General features: G+C 69.8%; 17 protein-coding genes. 6 read left to right on the forward strand and 11 right to left on the reverse strand.

Features of this window, described 5'->3' with window-relative positions; all coding sequences use genetic code 11:
- Nucleotides 1-72: 72 nt before the first annotated feature.
- The 4 genes from Adu01nite_RS21720 to Adu01nite_RS21735 form a co-directional block, all read right to left on the reverse strand.
- Entirely contained in the window at nt 73-696 is a 624-nt protein-coding gene (locus tag Adu01nite_RS21720; RefSeq protein WP_203728753.1) for a vitamin K epoxide reductase family protein, read from the reverse strand.
- Nucleotides 696-1,460, reverse strand: coding sequence for a DsbA family protein (locus Adu01nite_RS21725; RefSeq protein ID WP_203728754.1), 765 nt, complete (start codon nt 1,458-1,460; stop codon nt 696-698). The genes Adu01nite_RS21720 and Adu01nite_RS21725 overlap by 1 nt, the downstream gene beginning before the upstream one ends.
- Nucleotides 1,461-1,546: 86 nt before the next feature.
- Nucleotides 1,547-2,029 carry a hypothetical protein gene (locus tag Adu01nite_RS21730; RefSeq protein ID WP_203728755.1) on the reverse strand — a complete coding sequence of 161 codons (483 nt, stop codon included), beginning with the start codon at nt 2,027-2,029 and terminating at the stop codon, nt 1,547-1,549.
- A 240-nt stretch (nt 2,030-2,269) separates the two neighbouring features.
- Complete coding sequence (locus tag Adu01nite_RS21735) at nt 2,270-3,073, reverse strand: DUF6928 family protein (RefSeq protein WP_239132605.1); 804 nt, start codon at nt 3,071-3,073, stop codon at nt 2,270-2,272.
- A 281-nt stretch (nt 3,074-3,354) separates the two neighbouring features.
- Here Adu01nite_RS21735 and Adu01nite_RS21740 point away from each other — a divergent pair, with 281 nt between their 5' ends.
- Nucleotides 3,355-3,588, forward strand: a complete 234-nt coding sequence (locus tag Adu01nite_RS21740) for a hypothetical protein (protein ID WP_203728756.1) — start codon at nt 3,355-3,357, stop codon at nt 3,586-3,588.
- 17 nt (nt 3,589-3,605) lie between these two features.
- On the opposite strand, the gene lepB is transcribed toward Adu01nite_RS21740, so the two are convergent.
- Genes lepB through Adu01nite_RS21755 form a run of 3 tightly spaced genes read right to left on the reverse strand, consistent with a single transcriptional unit; the run spans nt 3,606 to nt 6,116 of the window.
- The gene (gene lepB, locus Adu01nite_RS21745; RefSeq protein ID WP_203728757.1) at nt 3,606-4,190 is read right to left on the reverse strand and encodes a signal peptidase I; all 585 of its coding nucleotides are present in this window, start codon (nt 4,188-4,190) and stop codon (nt 3,606-3,608) included.
- A 31-nt stretch (nt 4,191-4,221) separates the two neighbouring features.
- Entirely contained in the window at nt 4,222-5,115 is an 894-nt protein-coding gene (locus Adu01nite_RS21750) for an oxygenase MpaB family protein (protein ID WP_203728758.1), read from the reverse strand.
- The gene (locus tag Adu01nite_RS21755; RefSeq protein WP_203728759.1) at nt 5,112-6,116 is read right to left on the reverse strand and encodes an LLM class F420-dependent oxidoreductase; all 1,005 of its coding nucleotides are present in this window, start codon (nt 6,114-6,116) and stop codon (nt 5,112-5,114) included. Before Adu01nite_RS21755 ends, Adu01nite_RS21750 begins: the two co-directional genes overlap by 4 nt.
- Nucleotides 6,117-6,163: 47 nt before the next feature.
- On the opposite strand from Adu01nite_RS21755, the gene Adu01nite_RS21760 reads away from it, so the two are divergent.
- A complete protein-coding gene (locus tag Adu01nite_RS21760) occupies nt 6,164-6,817 on the forward strand; it encodes a GntR family transcriptional regulator (RefSeq protein ID WP_203728760.1) in 654 nt (217 codons plus the stop codon).
- Here Adu01nite_RS21760 and Adu01nite_RS21765 read toward each other — a convergent pair.
- Nucleotides 6,768-8,198: an aldehyde dehydrogenase family protein gene (locus Adu01nite_RS21765; protein ID WP_203728761.1), complete on the reverse strand. Its 1,431-nt coding sequence runs from the start codon at nt 8,196-8,198 to the stop codon at nt 6,768-6,770. The two genes, Adu01nite_RS21760 and Adu01nite_RS21765, sit on opposite strands and share 50 nt — an antisense overlap.
- A gap of 74 nt (nt 8,199-8,272) precedes the next feature.
- Between Adu01nite_RS21765 and Adu01nite_RS21770 the strand changes: the two genes are divergently transcribed.
- Both Adu01nite_RS21770 and Adu01nite_RS21775 read left to right on the forward strand, forming a co-directional pair.
- Nucleotides 8,273-9,391: an acyl-CoA dehydrogenase family protein gene (locus Adu01nite_RS21770; RefSeq protein WP_203728762.1), complete on the forward strand. Its 1,119-nt coding sequence runs from the start codon at nt 8,273-8,275 to the stop codon at nt 9,389-9,391.
- A 40-nt stretch (nt 9,392-9,431) separates the two neighbouring features.
- Nucleotides 9,432-10,796, forward strand: a complete 1,365-nt coding sequence (locus tag Adu01nite_RS21775; RefSeq protein WP_203728763.1) for a TrpB-like pyridoxal phosphate-dependent enzyme — start codon at nt 9,432-9,434, stop codon at nt 10,794-10,796.
- Here Adu01nite_RS21775 and Adu01nite_RS21780 read toward each other — a convergent pair.
- Nucleotides 10,793-12,412 carry a fatty acyl-AMP ligase gene (locus Adu01nite_RS21780; protein WP_203728764.1) on the reverse strand — a complete coding sequence of 540 codons (1,620 nt, stop codon included), beginning with the start codon at nt 12,410-12,412 and terminating at the stop codon, nt 10,793-10,795. The two genes, Adu01nite_RS21775 and Adu01nite_RS21780, sit on opposite strands and share 4 nt — an antisense overlap.
- A gap of 168 nt (nt 12,413-12,580) precedes the next feature.
- On the opposite strand from Adu01nite_RS21780, the gene Adu01nite_RS21785 reads away from it, so the two are divergent.
- On the forward strand, nt 12,581-14,158 hold the full coding sequence (locus Adu01nite_RS21785; protein ID WP_203728765.1) for a DHA2 family efflux MFS transporter permease subunit: 1,578 nt from the start codon (nt 12,581-12,583) through the stop codon (nt 14,156-14,158).
- On the opposite strand, the gene Adu01nite_RS21790 is transcribed toward Adu01nite_RS21785, so the two are convergent.
- Nucleotides 14,111-14,875 carry a copper homeostasis protein CutC gene (locus Adu01nite_RS21790; RefSeq protein ID WP_203728766.1) on the reverse strand — a complete coding sequence of 255 codons (765 nt, stop codon included), beginning with the start codon at nt 14,873-14,875 and terminating at the stop codon, nt 14,111-14,113. The genes Adu01nite_RS21785 and Adu01nite_RS21790 overlap by 48 nt on opposite strands.
- Nucleotides 14,876-14,981: 106 nt before the next feature.
- Nucleotides 14,982-15,905 (reverse strand): hypothetical protein, encoded by a 924-nt coding sequence (locus Adu01nite_RS21795; protein WP_203728767.1) that lies wholly within the window; start codon nt 15,903-15,905, stop codon nt 14,982-14,984.
- Nucleotides 15,906-15,995: 90 nt separating this feature from the next.
- On the opposite strand from Adu01nite_RS21795, the gene Adu01nite_RS21800 reads away from it, so the two are divergent.
- Nucleotides 15,996-16,715 (forward strand): ABC transporter ATP-binding protein, encoded by a 720-nt coding sequence (locus Adu01nite_RS21800; protein ID WP_203728768.1) that lies wholly within the window; start codon nt 15,996-15,998, stop codon nt 16,713-16,715.
- Nucleotides 16,716-16,755: the final 40 nt, after the last annotated feature.

Consider the following 16,755-nt stretch of genomic DNA (forward strand, 5'->3'; position numbering starts at 1 on the left):
TGCGGACGCGCCGTCTTCGCTCGCGCCCGGGTCGTGGAGGCGCACCCCGCCCTCCACGACCCGCAGGCGCGGTCAGCCGAACAGCCGGTCGCCGTACTTGAGAACGATCGCCAGGACGATCATCAGCAGCCAGATCACCACGATGAGGAGGTCCAGGTTGAAACCGATCCCGGTACGCAGCGCGGACGACAGCCGGGCCGGCAGGAACAGGTTCCCGTCGCGGATGTTGATGTGGGTCAGCGTCGAGAACACCAGGGTGGTCGACAGCGTCACCAGCAGGCACCACGGGCACAGCGCGCCGATGTGGAACATCGACTGGTAGAACAGCCAGTACGCGAAGATCAGGCCGAGGGTGTAGACGATCTGGGCGGCGTACATGAAACCCCGCGGGAATCGCACCCCGGCCAGGCTCGCTGCCGCCACCGTGATCACCACCGGTTCGGCGATCAGCCCCAGGAACGCGTTGGGGAAGCCGAGCAGGTGCGACTGCCAGGCGCTGCCGACCGTCCCGCAGCTGATCACCGCGTTGATGTTGCAGGAGAGGTTCGCGTTCGGGTCGGCGGCCAGCGTGATCGCCTCCTTCGACAGCACGAACGACGCGATCAGGCTCAGGCATGACGAGAACAGCATCGTGCCGAAGATCCAGCCGCTGGCGTGCCGGAGCCGGTGCATCCGGCCCAGAAGGCCCGTGGCCATCAGCTTGCCCCTCCGGCCGCCTGCTCGATGGCCTGGGTCAGCGGCCCGGCGTTGTACACGTCACCCTCGAAATGAGTGCCGTTGATCTTGATGGTGGGGGTGCCCTGGACACCGGCCTTGAACGCCGCGTCATTGGAGTTGGTCACCCACGTGTCGAACGTCCGGTTCTTGAACGCGTCCACCGTCGCCTGCGGAACCCCGGCCGTCGTGGCGAGGTCGGCGATCTGCTGATCGGTCAGGCCGGACGTGCCCTCCTCCGGCTGGTTCGCGTACAGCGCCTTGCTCAGCACCCACACCTTGTCGGCGGCCTGATCGGCGGTGGTGGCCACGGCGTTCGCCGTCCGGGTCGAGTAGTTGGTGCCCTTGGACCGGCTGTCGAGGAAGTTCATCGGGTGCAGCTCGAGTTTGATGGTGCCGGCCGCCAGCAGCCGGTCCAGCTCGGTGGCGTTGGCCTGCTCGAACTTCCCGCACGCCGGGCACATGTAGTCCAGGTAGATCTCCACGGTCACCGGGGCGGACGTCTGTCCCACCGGGATCGCGCCGCTCGCGGCCAGGTTCGCCGGCGTGACCAGGACTCCGCTCGCCGTGGTCCGGTCATGGCTCGCCGAGGTGTACACCACGGCGAAGATCGCGACCAGCAGGCCGACGATCACCAGTGATCCGGCGCCGATGGCGATCCGGATCCGCTTGCGGCGCCGTTCGGCTCGTTCCTGGGCCAAGCGGACCTCACGGGCCTTGGCCCGGAGCCGATCGTGTTTGCTCATGATGGGGTCTCGTTTCGCGTATCGCAGCACCGGATCCGCGCAGGCGGCATCACGGTGCTGGCAGGCTTGGGTGGGCAGAAAATCGGTCAGCGCGTCGCTTCTGACATCGGCGGCCCACGCCGGCATACGGGAGAACGGTCGAGCTGCCACGCGCGCGGCACCCGCATCGCCGGCCAACGGCCGGTGCCGAGCGGGCGCAGGGTGGGAAGAACCGGGCCGACCCCGGGAAGCCGCCGGCACAGCCGGCCGAACACCGCCGCGGCCCGGGACGGCACCGCGCGAAGGGCGGCCCAGACCCCCACCGCGCCCAGCACCAGGCCGAGGTTGGCCAGCAGCGCCGGAACGGTGACCATGAGCACGAGCTCGGTGGTGTGCCCCGAGCCGGGATGCCAGGCGAGCTGCCCCGCGCCGCAGCCGGGACCCTCCCGCAGCACCCGCAGGTGAACGCCGAGCCAGGCGAGCGGAGCATCGGGCGACACGCACCGCCGCACGGACAGCGCCGGCGTGTGCTCCACCACCCGGGTAGCCACATTCAGCAACACCGCGATCGCCACGGCGAACACGGCCATCAGCCGCCTGCCCGCCGCCCCAGCCATTGATGTTCTCCTCTGTCCGCCCGGCGAACGCGGGCCTGCGCCGAGGCTAAACCGCACAGGCCGAGATGCGATTGCTCGACGAGGCAGTCAGGACCTATGGCGCTGCCGAGGTGACCAAGGTCCCGCCCACCCGCCCACCCGAATCGGGGTCATCGCCCGCGGACAGCTACTGGGTGAGCATCGCGGTGTCGGCCGCCGTCGTCCTGTGCCCGATCAGAACAGGTCCTCTACCCCTGCCTCGTGCATGGTGCCGTCGGAACCCATGCGGTACATGCGCGGCGGCGCCATGCGACTCATCAGCTCCCGCATGAGGGCCTCGCGTTCTTCCTGCTCGCGACCACTCGGATCGGCAACGCTGAAGCCGTACAGAGGGATCGTGTCGGCGTCGATATCGTCGGGCTCCCGGCGGCCTTCGATCACGAAGCCGAACAAGGCGCGCAGCGCCTCCTCGCCGAGATCCAGTGGATGAAACGGCAACGGATACGGCCCCTGATCGGGAGACATCGGGGTGACCGGGTGCTCGCCGGCCCAGTACGGGCGCTCGAACGGATAAGGCTCGCCGATGTCCTCCACGATCCCGGTGTCCGGTGACACGCTCAGCGAGCGGATCAGCTGCCCGTCTTCCCACACGGCGAACGTGAGCGCGTCAACGACCGAGTGCATCGAATGCAACAGGATCCGCCGGCCGGCCGCCTCCGCGAGCACCTGTTCCGGCAACTCGGACGGAGTCTCCGCGACGAGCCGCCTGTCGCACAGCAGGACGGCACCGGGCAGCACGGCAGCGAAGGCGACGTCGTCGGGTGGATAGCACTCCTCGAAGAGGGTCCCACCACGGATCGGCGTCACCTCATATCCGGGCGACAGCCGCTGCACGACAGCTTCGGCCTCACCGGCATCGGGCCGCACGCCCTCTCCCGCCATCGGCCCGCTCCCGGTCGCCTGCGACCGACCGGCCGCCCTGAGCACCGCCGGCAGATCACCGTCGACGAACGCCAGCAATGCCGTCTTCGCACCCATCCGAACCTCACCCTCCACAGTCGAGCCGCCAAGATGCTAACCGGCCATGACGACCGCCGTCGGCCGAGAACAACCCAACGGCCGACGATGCGCGACCAGCGGTAGTTCCGGCTACTGACCCTCGGCATCGGACGCAGTGGCCGGCCCTGCCGGTGCTTCTCCCAACAGGCGATCGGCCTTCAGGAACAACGCCTTTGGGTGATCTCTCCGAAGAGGACTCTCGGAGATCGTTGATCTCGGACATGCTGGAGTCAGTGCATCAAACCCACGGGAGGTTCCGGGTGTTGAACGGAAGTTGGGGCCCCGCAACAATTGCAGGCGAGTTCGTCGTCGCCACGGGTAACCGAGTCATGGTCGAATGCCGATCAGACACCGCACAGACCTTGTGGAAAGCGCAAATTACGGCATTCGATGCCGACGGCGGCGTTGTTCTCGATTCCGCTTCCGGCTATTCGGGAACCTGGGCAGAGGTGCGCGAAAGGATCGAAAAAGACGCAGAGCTCGCCGGCCAGTAATGCCACCCGCTAGCTGATCATGATGTCGGGCGCGGCTTGCCCGGCGTCCTAGGATCCTGGTTTGAATGACCTCGGGCCAACGGCGTCAGCAACGCCGCCAGCAGCACTGATGACAAACCCAGCAGCCCCGCCAGGACTACCAGGCGCAGCGTGCCGGCGGCTCGGTCGGGGAACAGCCGGGCCGGGTAGGCCAGGGCCACCACCCGGCCCAGGACGTCGGACGACGGGACCGTGCCCGTTGCCCGGGAGTCGACCGACGCGGTCAAGTTGTCGCCCAGCAGGAACAGGTGGCCGGCGGGGACGCGTACCGAAAAAGGCTCGTCTCCTGATGGGGTCAAAGCCAGCGGGACGCCGTCCATCTGCAGGTGGCCGGACGGGTCGCAGCATGCGGCCACCTCGCCGCCGGTTGCCGCCACGCGCTTCACCAAGTCGGTGCCCTCGCCGGTGACCAGCACCATGTCGCCGCGGTGGGTCGTGCGGGACCAGGTGTCGACCACGATGCGGTTGCCGGGCTCGATCGCCGGGGTCATCGACGTCGTCGGCACCTGGTAGACGCGGTAGCGCAGCAGGAACACGCCGGCCGCGCCGATCAGCAAGACCAAGCCTGCCGCCAGGAGTGGGCCGCGTAGCCGGTCAAGCACCGCGGCGCAGATGCTCGGCCGGCAGGTCGGGCGACGGCTCCGGAGCACCCAGGTCGGACGGGCGGTAGCCCTGTGGGTAACCGGGGTAGGTGCGGTTGTGTTTGGACACTCCCAGCACCGACTTGCGGCGCGGTGGCAGGAAGCGGATGCCGGCCGCGCGGGCCTTCAGGCCGGCCCGCCCGGACGCGCCGACCCAACCCGGGGCGGGGGTGAAGCCGAAGGCGCGCAGCATCGGCTCGTCGAGCATGCCGCGCACGGCCAGGCGTACCGCCGGACGCAGGAAACCCGGGAACCAGGCGGCGAAAAGGCCGACCGTGTATTCGCCGACCTTCCGGTTGGTGTCGGTGTAGACGAAGTGCTCGGCCTCGTAGGACTGCTTGAAGGCGGCGAATTCCTCGAAGGACGGCGGCACGTCGCGGATGCCCATCCGGCGGCCGACCTCGCTGTAGTAATGGAACGCGGCGAGCTTCTCGTGGCGATGCAACGGCCGCCAGCCGTAATGGGACAGCCACTCGATCGGGTCGTAGATGAACGTCGACAGGACATACAGCATGTCGTCGTTGCTGATCGCGTAGCGGCCGTGGGCTCGGTTGACGACCTTGAGGGCCTCCCGGCCGCGCGGTGAGTCGTAGCCGTGGGCGGCGATCTCGGCCATCAGCAGCGCGGTGTCGTCGTAGCGTTTCTGTGGGCGCTTCTCGAATTCGCCGGTGGCGGCCAGCAGCTTCGAGATGCTCGGCACGCAATAGGTGCGGAACAGCGCGAATTCCAGCGCCCGGGTGTAATCCCAGGGGAATTCCTGGCCGGCCGAGATCTGGTAGATCTCCAGGTGGTCTTGGACCGGGTCCAGCCCGGCGATGCGCTGCAACAGGTCGTAACGGCGTGTCATGTCAGCATCTCCTTGACCCGGGCGATCAGCGAAATGGAGTCGTCGCCGATCGGCGTCACGTTGAGGACGGTGACGCCCGATTCGCGGTAGGCGGCGATCCGGTCCCGCACGTACGACTCCGGTCCGATCAGGCTGGTGCGTTCGAGCAGCTCGGCGGGGACGGCCGCGGCCGCCTCCGCCTTGCGGCCGGACAGGTACAACTCCTGGATCTTGTCGGCTTCGGCGGCGTACCCGTATCGGCTGACCAGGTCGTGATAGAAGTTGCGGCCGCGGGCGCCCATCCCGCCGACGTAGAGGGCGATCATCGGCCGGCCGAGGTCGCGCAGGTCGGTGACGTCGTCGCCGATCGCCAGTAGACCACCGGCGACGACTTCCAGGGGCGGCAACGAAGGGCTCCGCGCGGCCAGCGCCGATCCCCAGACGTCAGCGGCCTTCTCGGGTACGTACATGAAGGGGATCCAGCCGTCGGCGACCTCGGCGGTCATCCGCACGTTGGCCTCGCCCAGCGCGGCCACGTAGATCGGGATGCGGTCGCGGACCGGGTGGGTGAGCAGCTTCAGCGGTTTGCCGAGGCCGCCGGGCCGGGGCAGCTGGTAGAGCCCGTCGTGGACGAGCGGTTCTCGGCGCCACGCGGCCCGGCAGATCTCGATGGTCTCCCGGGTGCGGGCCACCGGCTTGTCGTAGCGGACGCCGTGCCAGCCCTCGATGACCTGTGGGCCGGAGGCACCGAGGCCGAGGATGGCCCGGCCACCGGACATCGCGTCGAGGCCGGCGGCGGTCTGCGCGAGCAGGGCGGGGGTGCGCGAGTAGAGCGGCAGGATCGACGAACCGATCTTCACCCGTTCGGTGCGGGCGGCCAGATAGCCCATGATGGTGGGTGCGTCGAAGCCGTACGCCTCGGCGACCCAGACGACGTCCAGCCCGGCCTGCTCCCAGCTCGCCACCTGGTCCGCGGTGGAGCGCGGATCTCCGGCGTACATCAATGACGTGCCAAGCCGCATCGTCCCGTACCTCCATGGTTGATTTGATATTTGATACTGTGCCGCCTATGCGCCCTCAGCTCTCCGACGAAGTCGCCGCCGCCCTACGCGGGCGGATCATGTCGGGTGAGCTGCGCCCGGGGGCGCGGGTCCGGCTGGAAGAGGTCGCCGCGCAACTCGGCGTGAGCATCACGCCGGTGCGCGAGGCGCTGCTGACGCTGCGTGGCGAGGACATGGTCGAGCTGCAACCCCGCAAGGGGTACATCGTCTCGCCGCTCTCCAAACAGGACGTGCACGACCTGTTCCAGCTGCAGGGTGACATCGCCGGCGAGCTCGCCGCCCGGGTCGCCGGGCTGATCACCGACGGGCAGATGGACGAGCTGGCCGTCGCCGACAAGGCCCTGCAGCGGGCGAAGCAGCCCGAGGACGTGGAGCGCCTCGAATTCGCCTTCCACCGGACGATCAACCGGATCGCGCAGGCCCGGAAGCTGAGCTGGTTCCTGCACACGGCGACCCGTTACACCCCGGTGCGGTTCTACTCGGCCGACCCGCGGTGGCGCGGCGGCATGAAGCAGGATCACGAGGCGTTGCTGGCCGCCTTCACCGCGCGTGACGCCGACGCCGCCCGAGCCGTGATGACACGGCACTTCACGGACGGCGCCGACCTCCTGATCAAGCACCTGGACGACCTGGCGATCTGGGATCAGCCGGGCGCGGCGTAGCTCCCCGCGCGTGGCGAATCCGGAATAACTTCACGGCCCGGTCCAGCACCGCCGGATCGCGCGACAGGCTCATCACCTCCATCGGTGCGCTGAAGCGACGCCACGTCACCGACTGGGCCCGGCTGAACTCGCGCAGCCCGTCGGCGCCGTGCACCCGGCCGAATCCGGAATCACCGACGCCACCGAAGGGCAGCGCCGGCACCCCCGCGAAGCCGAGCACCGAGTTGATCGAGGCGGCGCCGGTGCGGAGGCGGCGGGCGAGGGCCCGCGACCGGCCGGTGTCCTTCGAGAAGATCGACGCAGCCAGCCCGAAGCTCGTCGCGTTGGCCAGGCTGACCGCCTCGTCGAGCGAGCCCACCGGGTTGACCACCACGGTCGGGCCGAAGGTCTCCTCGGTGACCGCGGCGCTGTCCTCCGGGACCTCGGCGAGGACCACCGGGAACACATACGGCGGCTTGATCGACTCGGGGCCGCCGACCACCGCTTTGCCGCCGCGGGCGAGGGCGTCGTCGACGTGCCGGCGGACGATGTCGACCTGGGCGGGGACGGTCATCCGTCCGTACGGTCCGTCGTCTCCCGGTTGGAGGTTTTCGGCGATGGCGGCGAGCTTGGCCAGGAACTCGGGGTAGACGCTGCGTTCGACATACACCCTTTCGACGCCGGCGCAGGTCTGGCCCGCGTTGCCGAATCCACCGAACGCTGCCGCCTTGGCGGCGGCGTCGAGATCCGCGTCGGCCGCGACGATCATCGCGTCCTTGCCGCCGCCCTCGATCACCACCGGGGTGAGGCTCTGCGCGCAGGCCGCCATCACCTTGCGCCCGGTCGCCGCCGACCCGGTGAACGCGATCTTGTCGACGCCCGCCGCAACGAGCTGCGCGCCGATCGCGCCGTCGCCGGTGAGCACCTGGAGAACCGGCGACGGGACCGCCTCGGCCCAGGCCGCCGCCAGCCACTCCCCCGTCCTCGGCGTGTGCTCGCTCGGCTTGAACACCACGGCGTTGCCGGCGGCCAGGGCGTAGGAGACCGAGCCGAGCGGGGTGTAGACGGGGTAGTTCCACGGGCCGATCACGCCGATCACGCCGAGCGGCCGGTATTCGAGCGCGGCGCCCTGATCGGCGGCGAGCAGCCCCGATCGGACCCGGCGGCGTTTCAGGACCCGCTCGGCGTTACGGGCGGCCCAGTCGAGGTGCTCGACGGCCAGCATGATCTCCAGCAGGGCATCGCCGAGAGGCTTGCCGGTCTCGGCATGTATGACGTCGCCCAGCTCGTCGGAGCGGGCGGCGATGATCCGTTTCCAGCTCAGCAGGTGCGCGCGACGCTCGCGAAAGCTCAAGCCGGCCCACCAGCCGGCCGCTTCACGGGCTTTACGGATGGCCTCCATGGGACCTCCCAGATTTGATATTTGATATGCTACGTTCGCGGCAATCCCTAGTACAACCCCGAGAAGGGATTGACATGGATCTTGATCTGTCCGACGAGCAGCGCGCGTTCGCGGCCGCCGTCACCGACTTCTGCAAGCGCGAGACCGGCACCCGGGCACAGCGCGACGCCCTGACCGGGAACGGCCTGCACAAACACCACCAGGGCCTGTATCAGAAGATCGCCGACCTGGGCTGGCTCGAGGTCGTCGAGAGCGGCATGGTCGACATGTGCCTGTTCCTCGAGGAGACCGCGTACGGGCAGGCGCCCATCGGCGGATTCGCCACCTCGTCCATCGTGGCCGGCGCGGTGAGCCGCTTCGGCTCACCCGAGCAGCAGAAGACCGTGGTCGGCGGCACCGCGGCCGGCCGCACCTTCTCGATCGCCATGTCCGAGCCGGAGGCCGGTTCCGACGTGGCCGCGCTGTCCTGCCGGGCGGTCGCCACCGACGCCGGCTACGTGCTCAACGGGCAGAAGACCTGGTGCTCCAACGCCCACTTCGCCGACGCGATCCTGCTGGTCGCACGCACCGGCGGGGTGGCCGGCGAGCACGCCGGACTGACCATGTTCCTGGTCCCGGCGGACGCGCCCGGGCTGCGGATCAGCGGCATCGACACGATGGGCGGCAAGGAGGTCAACGACCTCTATTTCACCGACTGCGTGGTGCCGGAGGACGCGGTGGTCGGCGTGGTCGGCGACGGCTGGAAGCAGCTGATGGCCGGCCTCAACGTCGAGCGGCTCATCCTGGCCGGCCTGATGCTCGGCACCGCCCGGCGGGCCTTCGACGACACCCTGGCGTACGTGCGGGAGCGCAAGCAGTTCGGCCGCCCGATCGGCAGTTTCCAGGCGCTGCGGCACCGGATCGCCGACCTGGCCACCGAGATCGAGTGCTGCAAGCTGCTCGTCTACCGCACCGCCGAGCTGGTCGACCGCGATCCGTCGCGGGTGCTGCCCCGGGAGAGCTCGATGGTCAAGCTGAAGACCACCGAGGTCGCCCGGGAGATGGCGCTGGCCGGCATGCAGATGATGGGCGGGTACGGCTACGCCACCGAGTACGACATGGAGCGCCACGTGCGCGCCGCCCTGGTCTCCACCGTCTACGGCGGCACCAGCGAGATCCAGCGGGACATCATCGGCAAGACGTACGGGCTCTAGATTCCGGCCGTACTGAACCTCGGCGGTAGATGATCAGACCATGACGACGCCCGACACCAAGATCCTTCTGTCCGAATCGGAAATGCCGCGCAACTGGTACAACATCGTGCCGGACCTGCCCTCGCCGCCACCGCCCGTCCTGCACCCCGGCACGCTGCAGCCGGTCGGGCCGGACGACCTCGCCCCGCTCTTCCCGATGGCGCTCATCGAGCAGGAGGTGACCACCGAGCGGTACGTGCCGATCCCCGAGGAGGTGCTCGACGTCTACCGGCTGTGGCGTCCCTCGCCGCTGTTCCGGGCGCACCGCCTGGAGAAGGCCCTCGGCACCCCGGCGAAGATCTATTACAAGTACGAGGGGGTCTCGCCGGCCGGGTCGCACAAGCCGAACACCGCGGTGCCGCAGGCCTACTACAACGCGGCCGCGGGCATTCGCCGGCTCACCACCGAGACCGGCGCCGGCCAGTGGGGCACGGCCCTGGCGTTCGCCGGTGCGCAGTACGGCCTGGACGTGGAGATCTGGCAGGTCCGAGCATCGTACGACCAGAAGCCGTACCGGAAGATCATGATCGAGACCTTCGGCGGCACCATCCACCCGTCGCCGTCCGAGCTGACCGAGGCGGGCCGCAAGATCCTCGCGTCCGACCCGGACTCGCCCGGCTCACTGGGCATCGCGATCAGCGAGGCGGTCGAGGTCGCCGCGCAGCATGCGGACACCAACTACGCGCTCGGCAGCGTGCTCAACCACGTGCTGCTGCACCAGACGATCATCGGTGAGGAGGCGCTGCTCCAGCTGGCCAAGGTGGGCGCCAAGCCGGACGTGATCGTCGGCTGCACCGGCGGCGGCTCCAACTTCGGCGGCCTGGCCTTCCCGTTCCTGCGGGAGAAGCTGGCCGGCACCATGTCGCCGATCATCCGCGCGGTCGAGCCGGCCTCGTGCCCGTCGCTGACCAAGGGCGTCTACGCGTACGACTTCGGCGACACCGCCGGGATGACCCCACTGATGAAGATGCACACCCTCGGCCACGACTTCATCCCCGACCCGATCCACGCGGGCGGGCTGCGCTACCACGGCATGTCGCCGCTGATCTCGCACATCTACGAGCTCGGCCTGATGGAGGCGGTGGCCAAGACGCAGAAGGAGTGCTTCGACGCCGGTGTCACGTTCGCCCGCACCGAGGGCATCATCCCGGCGCCGGAGCCGACGCACGCCCTGGCCGCCTGCATCGAGGAGGCGCTGCGGTGCAAGGAGACCGGTGAGGAGAAGGTCATCCTCACCGCACTCTGCGGCCACGGCCACCTCGACCTGCCCGCCTACGGCCGCTACCTGGCCGGCGACATGGTCGACCACGAGCTGTCCACGGCGGCGGTCGAGGCCGCGATCGCCGGCCTGCCCCAGGTGGGTTAGAGCAGATCGCGCGCCGCGGCGCGGCGCAGTTTCCCGGACGGGGTCTTCGGCAGGGACCCGGGTGGCAGGACGCGCACCTGCGCGGGCCGCACGTCGATCTCGGCGACCACCCGGGCCGTGACCTGCTTGGCGATGGCCTTCTCGGCGGCGTCGTCGCCGGCCAGCTTCGACTCGGCGATCACCGCGAACGACTCCCGGGCCTGCCCGTCGCCGGCGAGCAGCCGCACCGCGACCACGTTGCCCTCGCGGACGCCCTCGACGCCGGCCGCGGCCCGCTCGATGTCGGTCGGGTAGATGTTGCGCCCGCCCATGATGATCACGTCTTTACGACGGCCGCACACCACGATCTGACCGTCCTCGACCAGGTAGCCCTCGTCGCCGATGTCGAGCCACCCGTCGGCGTCGCGGGCGCTCTCGTAACCGTCCGGCGTCACATACCCGTCGGTGACCGATTCCCCGCGCAGCTGGATGCGGCCGACCTGGCGCTCGCCGAGCGGTTTTCCGTCGTCGTCGACGACGCGCACCTCGATGCTCGGGAAGGGCCGGCCGAGCTGGGGAATCTCGCGGCTGTCGCCCGGCACCGCCTGCCCGCGCTCCAACTCGGCGGCATCGACGCGGTCGAGCAGCATCGGATCGGCCATCTCCGACATGGAGATGACGAGGGTGCTCTCGGCCGCGCCGTAACAGCAGTTCACCGCCTCGGGGTGCAGGCCGAAGCGAGACGCCGTCGCGACGAACGCGCGCATCGTGGCCGGGTCGATCGGTTCGGCGCCGTTGCCGGCCACCCGCAGGCTGGACAGGTCGAGCGCACCGTCCTCGACCCGCGCGAGCTGCCGGTTGAGCACCGCCCACGCGAAATTCGGCGCGGTGGTGATCGTGCCGTGGTAGCGGCTGATCAGCTCCGCCCACACCAGCGGCCGGCTCAGGAAATCGGCCGGTCGCAGGCTCACCAGCTCCATCCCGGTCATCATCGGCAACAGCAGGCACCCGACCATGCCCATGTCGTGGAACATCGGCAGCCACGACACCATCACGCCCGACTCGTCGCATCCGAGATGGTCACGGGAGTTCGCGAGGTTGGCGTAGAGGTTGCGGTGGGTGATCCGCACGGCCTTCGGCTCGGCGGTGGAACCGCTGGTGAGCTGCAGCAACGCCACGCCGTCTTCGACGGCTTCCACCCCCGGATGCGCCGGCCCGGCGGTCAGCTCACTCGCGGTCACATGCTTGATGGCGTACGCGGTGAGCACCGGGATGACCTGCTCGAAGGGCGCGCCCACCACGACCAGCCGCGCGTCGATCATGGTGAGGACGCGCAGCGTGTCCTCGCGCCACACCTGCAGATCGGTGCGCGGGGTGGGCTGGTGCAGCATCGTCATGCTGCCGCCGGCCAGCCAGATGCCCTGCGCCACCGGGGCGATCTCGGCGGGCAGCCCGGCCAGCACCGCGACCGCCTGCCCCGGTTGCAGACCGCCCTCGATCAGCGCGCCGGCCACCCGCCGGGCCACCTGATGCAGCTCCGGCCACGTGCTCCGGGCCTTGGCCGCGGGCTCGCCGGTGACCATGCCGGTCGTGGCGGACCGTGCCGTTGCGAGCACCTCGTCGACGAAGCGACTCATCGCACCCCCCAAGGCCGTCTATCGCCCACCCTACGGCCCCGAAAGTGGCGAAGGGCACCCTTCCGGAGTCGGAAATGGGCGTGCTAGCAGGTAGACGCGGTGCCAGGATGAATAGCTCTTCATTCCCATCCCAGCTTTCAACTCCCCAGACCGACCCTGGAGTTTCTCGTGACTGACACGGCAGCCACGCAGCCTGCCAAGTTGGACGCCGCCGTCCTCAAGATCGCCGGCGTGGTGGTTTTGGGTGCGATCATGTCGATTCTCGACATCACGGTCGTAAGCGTCGCCCTGCCCACTTTCCAGACCGAGTTCAACGCCACCTACGCCCAGGTCGCCTGGACGTTGACCGGCTACACCCTGGCCCTGGCCACGGTGATCCCGCTCAGTGGCTGGGCCGCTGACCGGTTCGGCACCAAACGGCTCTACATGCTGGCCCTGTTCCTGTTCACCGCCGGTTCGGTGCTCTGCGCCACGGCCGGCTCGATCGAGCAGCTCGTCGGATACCGGGTGCTGCAGGGCCTGGGCGGTGGCATGCTCATGCCACTCGGTATGACGATCATGACCCGCGCCGCCGGCCCCGAGCGGATCGGCCGGCTGATGGCGGTCCTCGGCATCCCGATGCTGCTCGGCCCGATCGGCGGCCCGATCCTCGGCGGCTGGCTGATCGAGGCGGCCAGCTGGCACTGGGTGTTCCTGATCAACCTGCCGATCGGCATCATCGGCCTGGTCTACGCGCAGCTCGCGCTGCCCAAGGACGACCCGAAGCCGTCCGAGTCGTTCGACTTCGTCGGCATGCTGATGCTCTCCCCCGGCCTCGCGCTGTTCCTGTTCGGCGTGTCCTCGCTGCCGGAGACCGGCACGATCACCGCCACCAAGGTGTGGGTGACCATGCTGATCGGCGCGCTGCTGGTGATCGGCTTCGTGTTCTACTCGTTCAAGCCGAAGCACCCGCTGCTCGACCTGCGGCTCTTCCGCAACCGGCGGCTCGCGGTCTCGACGATCTCGCTGTTCGTCTTCATCATCGCGTTCATGGGCGCCGGCCTGCTGTTCCCCAGCTACTTCCTGCAGGTGCGCGGCGAGTCCACGCTGCACGCCGGCCTGCTGATGGCGCCGCAGGGCATCGGCGCGATGATCACCATGCCGATCGCCGGCACACTCGCCGACCGCATCCCGGTCGGCCGCACGGTGCCGTTCGCGATGGCGCTGATCGCCGCCGGGTTCTTCACCTTCACCCAGGTCGGCACGGACACGTCCTACCTGCTGCTGTGCGGTTCGCTGTTCGTGATGGGCCTCGGCATGGGCGGCACCATGATGCCGATCATGACCTCGGCCCTGCGCACGCTGACCAGCCACGAGGTGGCCCGCGGTTCCACGCTGGTCAACATCCTGCAGCAGATCGGCGGCTCGATCGGCACCGCGATCATGTCGGTGATCCTGACCAGCCACCTGAACGGTTCGGCCGAGATCCCGGGCGCGACCAACCCGGCCACCGGCGAGCCGATCACCGAGGCGCAGGCGGCGATCGCCGCCCAGCACGGTGCCCAGATGCAGCTCCCGCCGGACATCCTCCAGCGGGGCCTGTCGTTCGTGGCGGACTCGTTCGCCAGCACCTTCTGGGTGGGCTTCATCCTGGTCCTGGCCACGTTCGTGCCGATCGCCTTCCTGCCCCGCAAGAAGGAACCGGCCACCGTGGCGACATCAGCCGACGAAGGCGACGCCGTCCCGACCCCGGTGATCATGCACTGACCTCAACGCCGCGAGGAGGCGGCCGACCTGCACTTCGTCGGTCGTCTCCCGCCCGGCCTGGCCACCCTGGGCCGCACTGCCGAGCGTGACCCCCACGGTGTCCGCGACGGTCCCCTTGCCGGAGGCGTGCACCGCCGCCACCCCGGCCCGGACCAGATCGCCGACGACCTCCGGCCGCACCCCGCCACCGGCCATGATCTCGATCCGCCCACCGGCCGCCGCGACCAGCCCGGCGAGCTCCGGCAGCGCCTCGGCCGCGTTGGCGGCCCCGCCCGAGGTCAGAATCCGCCGCACACCGAGTTTCACCAGGGCATCGATCGCCCCGTGCGGATCGGCCAGCGTGTCGAAGGCCCGGTGGAACGTGACCTCCGCGTCGCCGGCCACCTCGATCACCCGGCTGACCAGGGCGGCGTCCACTGTGCCGAACCGGATCCCGCCGACCACCACGCCCGCGGCACCGGCCGCGATCGCGTGCTGGACATCCCGGACGATCAGCGCGATCTCGTCGGTGGCGTAGTCGAAGCCGCCCGGGCGCGGCCGGACCAGCACGTGCACCGGCGGGATGCCGGGGGTGGCGACGGCCGCCTCGATGAACGCCAGCGACGGCGTGACACCGCCGAGCGGCAGGGCCGAGCAGAGTTCGATCCGGTCGACGCCGAGGCGGGCCGCCACGGCGAGGCCGTACGTGTCCTGGACCGCGAGTTCAAAGGCAACCATGTCCGGCGAGTATCGCACGCAAGATCGACCGGCCCACCAGGCATCGACGGTTGTTAAATCTGTCGTAACACCCGAAGATCGGCGTGGCCGGGTCCCGGTGCTGCGACTAGGTGCGCCTCCGCAGGCCTTTCACCCCGTCGATCACGCACCACCCGGCAGCCAAGCCGATCGCCCCGGCGACCAGGTGGACGAGCCAGCCGAGGAGCGACTCGTCGCCGAGGATCTCGCTGACCCAGACGTCACCGGCCACCGCGACGACAAAGAACACCAGGCCGATCACGATGAGCGCCACCTTTTCGCCCCGCGACGACGATGCCGGCTTCTCGGCGGGAACGGCGTCGAGCGCCGCCCGGAGCTCGTCCTGCGCGGCCGGGGTGCCGATGCCGGCCCGCTCCTCCGGGTGGGCCGCGTAGTAGCCGATGGCCGCGGCGGCGAACTTGGCGTCGGTGCCGTCGCAGAGCAGTTCCCGCCGGTTCGGCGTCCAGCCGGAGACCCGGACCAGGCCCGGATCCCGGTAGTTCAGCCTGACCTCGTTGCGCTCGCCGATCGGCGGTACCGGCCCGATCGCCGCCCACGGCACCACGACCGTGCCGCAGTGCTTGTCGGCGCGGATCCCCTCGGCCGTGATCGTGAGGCCGACGCCCCGCCACATCGCCGGCACATAGATGACGAAGAACGCGGTGCCGACCACGTAGGTGGCCTTGTCCTTGAGGCTCAGCGCGGCGAAGTCGTCGGTGAGCAGGACCAGGAGCCCGAGCAGGCCGAGATGGGCGACACCGCAGAACGCGTACATGATCGTGCGCGGTGTCCGGAACGCCCCGTCGGCCACCGCGAAGGCCGCCGGCGGCCGCCGGATCGACGGCGTCAGGAAGGTGGCCAGGAGCAGCACGACCGGGGTCACGGTCAGCACGACCAGGACGGTGATCGCGGCCGGCCGCACCACGCCGAGCAGGCCGGCGAGAACGGCCGCCGCCACGATCGACAGGCCGGCCACCAGGACACCTCGCGAATACCGGGCCATGAAGATCACCACCGGAGTCTAGAAAGGTGCGGTTAACCGCACCTGTGCCGGTGGGCCTGCCCGGATGTGTCGGCGATGCCCGGCGACCAGGGTGGAGGCATGGAATCCGTCATCTCGCTCGCCTCGGTGTCCCGGCGCTATCCGCGCGGCGTCCTCGCCCTTCGAGAGGTGTCCCTCGACGTTCCGCCCGGGCAGTTCGTGGCCGTCATGGGCGCCACCGGCTCCGGCAAGAGCACGCTGCTGCACTGCGCCGCCGGGCTCGACCGGCCCACCGGCGGGCGGGTGCGGCTGGCCGGGCACGACATCACCGGCATGCGCGAGAAACAGCGCACCCGCCTGCGGCGCGATCACGCCGGGTTCGTCTTCCAGGCCTACAACCTTCTTTCCGAGCTGACCGTACGGCAGAACGTCGCGCTCCCGGTCCGCCTCGGCGGGCCGCGGAACCGGACCGTCGACGAGGTCCTCGCCCAGGTCGGGCTGGCCGGCTTCGGCAAACGGCCGGTCGGTGAGCTCTCCGGCGGCCAGCGGCAGCGGGTCGCGATCGCCCGGGCGCTGGTCACCGCGCCGTCCGCGGTGTTCGCCGACGAGCCGACCGGCGCCCTCGATCCGACCACCGGCGCGATGATCCTCGGGCTGCTGCGGGCCGCCGCCGACCGGGACGGCGCCGCGGTGCTGATGGTGACGCACGACCCGGCCGCCGCCGCGTGGAGCGACCGGCTCGTCCTGCTGCGCGACGGCGTGATCGCGCACGACGGCGCGGCCCCGGACGCCCGGGAGATCGCCGACCGGCTGCGCGGCGTCTCGGCGGTGGCGGCATGAGCGAGCGAAGCGGCAAGCTCAGTGCGGAATTTGCTCTTGG

Source organism: Paractinoplanes durhamensis (assembly GCF_016862175.1).
Taxonomy (GTDB): Bacteria; Actinomycetota; Actinomycetes; order Mycobacteriales; family Micromonosporaceae; genus Actinoplanes; species Actinoplanes durhamensis.

What these genes read in the sequence shown, in the direction of transcription:
- Adu01nite_RS21720 (WP_203728753.1), bottom strand. Translation starts at nt 696, where the DNA reads ATGGCCACGGGCCTTCTGGGCCGGATGCACCGGCTCCGGCACGCCAGC.
- Adu01nite_RS21725 (WP_203728754.1), bottom strand. Translation starts at nt 1,460, where the DNA reads ATGAGCAAACACGATCGGCTCCGGGCCAAGGCCCGTGAGGTCCGCTTG.
- Adu01nite_RS21730 (WP_203728755.1), bottom strand. Translation starts at nt 2,029, where the DNA reads ATGGCCGTGTTCGCCGTGGCGATCGCGGTGTTGCTGAATGTGGCTACC.
- Adu01nite_RS21735 (WP_239132605.1), bottom strand. Translation starts at nt 3,073, where the DNA reads ATGGGTGCGAAGACGGCATTGCTGGCGTTCGTCGACGGTGATCTGCCG.
- Adu01nite_RS21750 (WP_203728758.1), bottom strand. Translation starts at nt 5,115, where the DNA reads ATGACACGCCGTTACGACCTGTTGCAGCGCATCGCCGGGCTGGACCCG.
- Adu01nite_RS21755 (WP_203728759.1), bottom strand. Translation starts at nt 6,116, where the DNA reads ATGCGGCTTGGCACGTCATTGATGTACGCCGGAGATCCGCGCTCCACC.
- Adu01nite_RS21760 (WP_203728760.1), top strand. Translation starts at nt 6,164, where the DNA reads ATGCGCCCTCAGCTCTCCGACGAAGTCGCCGCCGCCCTACGCGGGCGG.
- Adu01nite_RS21765 (WP_203728761.1), bottom strand. Translation starts at nt 8,198, where the DNA reads ATGGAGGCCATCCGTAAAGCCCGTGAAGCGGCCGGCTGGTGGGCCGGC.
- Adu01nite_RS21770 (WP_203728762.1), top strand. Translation starts at nt 8,273, where the DNA reads ATGGATCTTGATCTGTCCGACGAGCAGCGCGCGTTCGCGGCCGCCGTC.
- Adu01nite_RS21775 (WP_203728763.1), top strand. Translation starts at nt 9,432, where the DNA reads ATGACGACGCCCGACACCAAGATCCTTCTGTCCGAATCGGAAATGCCG.
- Adu01nite_RS21780 (WP_203728764.1), bottom strand. Translation starts at nt 12,412, where the DNA reads ATGAGTCGCTTCGTCGACGAGGTGCTCGCAACGGCACGGTCCGCCACG.
- Adu01nite_RS21790 (WP_203728766.1), bottom strand. Translation starts at nt 14,875, where the DNA reads ATGGTTGCCTTTGAACTCGCGGTCCAGGACACGTACGGCCTCGCCGTG.
- Adu01nite_RS21800 (WP_203728768.1), top strand. Translation starts at nt 15,996, where the DNA reads ATGGAATCCGTCATCTCGCTCGCCTCGGTGTCCCGGCGCTATCCGCGC.